Annotated in this window: 7 protein-coding genes; 4 read left to right on the plus strand and 3 right to left on the minus strand. The window is 33.9% G+C overall.

The window, feature by feature from the left end; genetic code table 11:
* Positions 1–210: 210 nt before the first annotated feature.
* The gene (locus AC07UM_RS23605; protein WP_494685158.1) at positions 211–1461 is read right to left on the minus strand and encodes a hypothetical protein; all 1251 of its coding nucleotides are present in this window, start codon (positions 1459–1461) and stop codon (positions 211–213) included.
* The gene (locus AC07UM_RS23610; RefSeq protein WP_494685157.1) at positions 1458–1856 is read right to left on the minus strand and encodes a hypothetical protein; all 399 of its coding nucleotides are present in this window, start codon (positions 1854–1856) and stop codon (positions 1458–1460) included. Before AC07UM_RS23610 ends, AC07UM_RS23605 begins: the two co-directional genes overlap by 4 nt.
* 282 nt (positions 1857–2138) lie before the next feature.
* Here AC07UM_RS23610 and AC07UM_RS23615 point away from each other — a divergent pair, with 282 nt between their 5' ends.
* Positions 2139–2471: a hypothetical protein gene (locus AC07UM_RS23615; protein ID WP_124536679.1), complete on the plus strand. Its 333-nt coding sequence runs from the start codon at positions 2139–2141 to the stop codon at positions 2469–2471.
* A 40-nt stretch (positions 2472–2511) separates the two neighbouring features.
* Here the strand turns inward: AC07UM_RS23615 and AC07UM_RS23620 are convergent, their stop codons facing one another.
* Positions 2512–3621 carry a DUF3667 domain-containing protein gene (locus AC07UM_RS23620; RefSeq protein WP_494685156.1) on the minus strand — a complete coding sequence of 370 codons (1110 nt, stop codon included), beginning with the start codon at positions 3619–3621 and terminating at the stop codon, positions 2512–2514.
* Positions 3622–3969: 348 nt separating this feature from the next.
* Between AC07UM_RS23620 and rplM the strand changes: the two genes are divergently transcribed.
* From rplM to rpsB, 3 genes are all read left to right on the plus strand, one after another.
* Positions 3970–4425 (plus strand): 50S ribosomal protein L13, encoded by a 456-nt coding sequence (rplM, locus tag AC07UM_RS23625; RefSeq protein ID WP_027375420.1) that lies wholly within the window; start codon positions 3970–3972, stop codon positions 4423–4425.
* A gap of 6 nt (positions 4426–4431) precedes the next feature.
* Positions 4432–4818 carry a 30S ribosomal protein S9 gene (gene rpsI, locus AC07UM_RS23630; RefSeq protein WP_045501218.1) on the plus strand — a complete coding sequence of 129 codons (387 nt, stop codon included), beginning with the start codon at positions 4432–4434 and terminating at the stop codon, positions 4816–4818.
* 182 nt (positions 4819–5000) lie between these two features.
* On the plus strand, positions 5001–5762 hold the full coding sequence (rpsB, locus tag AC07UM_RS23635; protein ID WP_103247172.1) for a 30S ribosomal protein S2: 762 nt from the start codon (positions 5001–5003) through the stop codon (positions 5760–5762).
* Positions 5763–6109 lie beyond the last annotated feature (347 nt).

A 6109-nucleotide genomic window follows, 5' to 3' on the forward strand; every position in this document is an offset into this window, starting at 1 on the left:
ACCTGGACTCTTGAGCTAATGCTTTAATTTTTAAATATTTAGAATAATTATTTTTTTAACCCGGCAGACCTGGGTAGAGGTTAAGTCCGGATTTACAGATTATTACTCTACTTGTATGAAAGAATAAAAATCGACAGATGTTGATCTGCCGACATTTTTTAGATTACCTTAATCTGGGATTTTGTCTTTATCTAAGGAAAACTTTGTGTTTTATTGTTTTTCTGAAAAAAGTGTTTTTCTTTTGCTATCCAATCCCCAATTCAATCCTAAAAATGAAATGAGATTATTCTTATCACCATAATTTTTTCCAAAAGCGGCATTGATGTATACACTGTCAGACACTTTATAGTTGATAATTCCATTAGAACGGTAGGTGTTATCCAGCTTGCTGCTTCTGTAAATGAACTCATAGCCAATAGAGAATTTATTGTATACCAACTCTATTTTTCCCCCAAAATCATAATTGTTCGTTTTGCTGAATCCATTGGTAAGGTCATAAACCGTTTTATCCTGCAGATATCTTGCAACGGCATAGAAGTTTAACCTTTTTTCAGTTTTTGAAGATTCTGTGGCGGAGGTTTCTTTGATGGTTACTTTTGACTTGGCCTTATTCGGATCTTCATCTTTCTTTAGAATTTTTGTTCTTTCTAAATTAATTCCGGAACTCATTGTCATCCAAAATCCCAATTTCCCAAATTGATTATTCTTGAATTGATTATCCAAAAAGAAAGTACTGTAGGCCGAAGCGACATCTAATTGAAAGGCAGGTTTTTCGTCAAGGTACTTTTTGTATTTTTCAGTTTCGGCTTTGTAATAATCTGTGGGAAATTCTTCTAATGCTTTTGCGAGTTTTTGCTCCTTTTCACTTGGGCTGGCAGCAGACTCATTTATCTCCTTGAACTTTTGAGATTGTAAAAACTCTCTTTGGATATCTGTTAATGTCTTTGAAATATTGTTGTTTGAAGCGGCAATGGCATCTATGTTTTTTTTATTCCTTACTTTAAATACTGTAGTTCGCAAAGAAAAAGATACCGAGGGATTTTCTGTGTCAAGATTTTCAATTTTATAATTTTTCAGAAATGCAAATGAGAATGAAACGTTTTTTGCTTCACTGAAAATGTTATTCTTGTACTCATACGTATTGTCAGCTTTTTTAATGCTTTTAATACCGGCATATTTCAAAGCATCCATTTCCGTCAGAGGAAATAAATGGGTGGGTGTCAATTCTACTGCGTAAGCATTGGGAAGACCTTCATTTTCGCTGAAAGAATTGACAATGCTGGTCATGAAAGCCTTTTTCGATTTTGGGGTTTCCAAATCAGAACTTGCTAAGCCGAGAAGCATTACACTTGGTGCATTGGAAAGCTCCAGTTTATTTAACTCTGCACTAATTTCTTTGTTTTGAGAAAATAGTAATGTCGTTCCGGTTACCAGCGCTGTTAGTATTAATAACTTTTTCATAACTCTACTTTTATGAATTTATAAACGCCATAAATAAACTTACCAGCTAAATTTTCAGTTGTTTTACCTTCAAAAGGATTGAAATGAAAATTTTTACTAGGGATTTGAGGGAATTCAAATTTTATTCTGCACGTATTGATTAAAATCTGCAAATGGTTCACCTGCATATTAATATTGAAGGAGGTTGCAAAAAGTAAATTACTGGATTCTAAATCTCCTTTTGGAATGGTAAAAGAAAATTTATCATCACTTAAGTTGTCGTCATCTATCCGCATTCCATTAATGATGAAATGAGGATCACCAAATTGTGTGTTGGCACTGATTATTACATTCACTTCCACATTGTTTTCTTGAAAGTCAGTAATTTTTACTGTTTTTTGGGGAATCTTTTTCATGTCTATTAATTTTGTTTTTGTGTTTGTTTTTCTCAAAGTCAGAGGTCCCATTTTTAATACCTTTAAAATATTATGATGATATTCAGCTTTTGATTTTACTTCAAATTTATAATTTGTAATACTTGTGGTCAATTACCTTTTTGGGTGATATTATATTGTTTTAATAACGTTACCTGAATTTTTCTGAAATGGAAAAAGAAGCCTTTAATTCAATAATTAAATGTTTACAAGGATTCTGCACCCCAATTAAATTCTCTATTTTTGCAGAATATTTTTACAGACATGCAAAAAGCTTTGATGTACTTCGCATTGGGAACAGTAGTAAGCTTCCTTATCAATTATTTCTTTATAAGTTCAGAGAATATCGGACTGGATATTTATTATGCTTTTGCCTTTGGCTCTGCCTGGGGAATTGCTTATTATCTGGATACTCCTAATTTTACACTGCCCAAGAAATTAGGTCTTTCATTTTTAGCAATGGGAATTTTGGTTCTTATAGGGGCTTTGATTTTTAAACTAGAACTGGCAATTCCTTCTATCCTGAAATTTTCAACGGTTTTTGTCGCTTATTATCTATTTGCAAGCTTTAGGGCAAGCAAGTCGTTAAGAAAATAATAATAAATAAGGCTGTCAAATGTGACAGCCTTATTTATTATTAGTGGATCATCAGGAAGCTTACCAGAGCAAGGCCGACAACCAAAAACATAAATGCAATAAAATTAATGGATAGTAAGGCCATACCAATGATCATACTTACTAATCCATGGGAATGATAAACCCGGCGGTGGGCAATAAAGAAATATCCTATGCTGTATATTGACAGCGATATTATTATTAAATATAAGAATATATTAATCAGCCCAATGCTTGTAAGACCTACCAGTTTTGTGAGTAAGAATATGAATAAAATGGTCAATAACAGGAATGAAAAATAATGCAGTGTAAAAATTCCGTGATCGAAATACCACCATTTTTTCTTATTGTGAAAAATCCATAAAAAGAATGCAAACAGCGGAAGATAGATGAAAAGCGCCTTCGGCATATTATGGAAAGACTTTTCCACCAAATTTTTAAATATTTCTGCTTTTGTAACCCCATTTTCCTTTAGTTCAAAGAATTTGTGAGCTAATGGAGTTTGTATAAAATCCAATGCTGATGGGTTTTTATCCCTTGCAGAGTCGTAAGACTTTTTTGTTCTATATCCTCCAAAATTAATATCTGCATCGATTTTCTTATTCATTTCAAAGGTTTCTTTGAGATCGTTTATTTTAGCAGAATCAGATAATAATGTGTTAATTTTTTTAATCGTTGCAGAATCTCCCTGACTGGGATTTTTTTCCGCTTGTATGCTGTCGAGCATTTGTTGCCTCTCTGCAACTTTTATTTTGTCGAAAAAACTTGTTGTATTGTGATTTCCGGCATCTTTCCCTTCTGATAAATTAATATTGATCATCGGAAAAAGAGCAAATACAAAAAAAGTAATGAAACTGACAAAAATATAGAGTTTTACAGGAGGAACGAATTGCAGCCTCTTACCTTCCAGATAGGTGTTTGTAAGTTTTCCGGGTTTAAAAATCAGGTTTTTTAATGTTCCCCAAAATTGTCCGTCATAATGGGTGAAGTCTTCAATAAAGTGGGTGAAGAGATAGTAGAAAGGCTGTCTCCGTTCAGAATTTTCCTGCCCACAGTGGGCGCAAAACCTTTCTTCAACCTGGTGTCCGCAGTTCAGACAGGTTTTATCATCTCTTAGTTTTCCGTGGCTCATGAATGATTAATATGATTGATACAAATATAATTATTTCAATGAAACTGCAGTTGTATTGATGTGTTTTACGGAAATCTTTAAAGGAAATTTAATAAAAGAAAGAGTTTAAGGAATAAACTCTTTGCTTTGTCATGTGTGTTTTTAGAATCTTCTAAGCGTTTTTTTTCATCGCCACAACATTTTCAAGATTTATGCCAAACGTATTAATGATGTTAAAATCTATTAAAGGTCAGTACTATAACAGATATTCTATAGATTAAATAAAATATGTTTTTGGGTTACAAAAATAATTTGTACCTTTGCACACCCTTTTAGGGGTAAATTATGTTTAATCTTTAACTAAAACGTGTGAATACATTAAGTTACAAAACTGTTTCAGCGAACAAAGCTACTGCTAATAAAGAATGGGTTGTGGTAGACGCTGAAGGACAGCCGTTAGGAAGACTAGCTTCTACGGTTGCAAAGATTTTGAGAGGTAAGCACAAAACGAACTTTACACCTCACGTAGATTGTGGTGATAACGTGATCGTTTTGAATGCTGGGAAAATTACGCTTTCCGGAAATAAGTGGGCTGATAAGACTTACATCTGGCATACAGGTTATCCTGGTGGACAGAAGTCTATGACTGCGGCTGAACTTCAAAAGAAAGATTCTTTAAAGGTATTAGAGAAATCTGTAAAAGGTATGTTACCTAAAAACAGATTAGGAGCTGCTATCCTTAAGAACCTTTATTTATATGAAGGAACTGAGCACAAACATGAAGCTCAACAGCCTAAAACAATTAATGTTAACGAATTTAAATAATTAATTATGTCTATAGTTCACAAAATCGGAAGAAGAAAAACTTCTGTAGCAAGAGTTTATGTAAGACCAGGTTCTGGTGTTATTACAGTAAACGGTAAAGATGCTGCAACTTATTTCTCTACAGACGTGATGGTTTACAAATTAAACCAACCGTTTATCCTTTCTGAGACTGTTGGTCAGTACGACGTTACCGTAAATGTTTTCGGTGGTGGAAATACAGGTCAGGCAGAAGCTATCAGATTAGGTATTTCAAGAGCTTTATGCGAGATCAACGCTGAGTTCAGATTAGCATTAAAGCCTGCTGGTTTACTTACAAGAGACGCAAGAATGGTGGAAAGAAAGAAGCCAGGTCAGAAAAAAGCAAGAAAGAGATTCCAATTCTCAAAACGTTAATTTTCAGACTTCAGATACAAGATCTCAGATTTCAGAATTTATTCGGTCTGTTGTCTTATATCTAAATCTATTTATCAAAACAAAAAAATTGCCCGTTACGTTTAGCATCCAAACGCTTCTCCCATCTAAAGAAGTTGTTGATTGTTTAAAAGACGGAAAGTAAACTAACAAAAACAGAAAACATGGCAAAAGCAAATGTAAAAGACCTTCTAGAGGCTGGTGTACACTTCGGTCACATGACTAGAAAGTGGAATCCAAATATGGCTCCATACATTTTTATGGAGAAAAATGGTATTCACATTGTAGACTTACATAAAACAGCAGTTAAATTGGATGAAGCGTGCAGCGCTTTAGAAAAATTAACTTCTGCAGGTAAAAAAGTTCTTTTCGTAGCTACTAAGAAGCAAGCGAAAGAAGTTGTTGCAAAACACGCTTCTGAACTTAATATGCCTTATATTACAGAAAGATGGCCAGGTGGTATGTTGACGAACTTCGTTACTATCAGAAAGGCTGTAAAGAAGATGAACTCTATCGACAAAATGAAAAAAGACGGTACGTTCGAAACTTTATCTAAAAAAGAAAGATTACAAGTTGACAGACAAAGAGCTAACTTAGAGAAAAACTTAGGTTCTATCTCTGACATGGTTCGTCTTCCTTCTGCAATCTTCGTTGTAGATATCTTGAGAGAACACATCGCTGTAACTGAAGCTAAGAAATTAGGTATTCCAGTTTTCGGTATTGTTGATACAAACTCTGACCCTAGAAAAGTTGACTTCGTTATCCCAGGAAACGATGATGCTTCTAAATCTATCGATATGATCTTGAGCATTGTTTCTGATTCTATCAAAGAAGGTCAGTCTCAAAGAAAAGCTGATAAAGAAAAATCTAAAGAAGAAGGAGAAGTAGTATCTGCTGATAAAGATGCTGATTTCGATGCAGAATAATTAAAGATTTTCTTTACTATAGGAAAAACGCTGGATTTAGGTCCAGCGTTTTTTTTTATTGTTTATACCAAGCATTATTTCTTAAGTCTTACTGGGGCCTATAGATCTCTGGGTCTTTGCTGGGGATCCTGGGTGCTTTATCAAACATTTACAGACTGTTTGCTTGTTCTTTATCTTGAGTTAGAAAAGTTCAAAGGATAATCTATTTAGAGGTTGCGGGCTGCCTGTTACTATGCCTGATACTTCCCTAAAAAGAAAAACCCACAGAACTAGACTGCCCCCAAAAAGTTAGACACTTTTTAGGGGCATTTTTTATGTATAAAAAAGAAAAATTTAGCATTGATTTT

It is taken from the genome of Chryseobacterium sp. GW821-FHT04C04, from assembly GCF_059420365.1.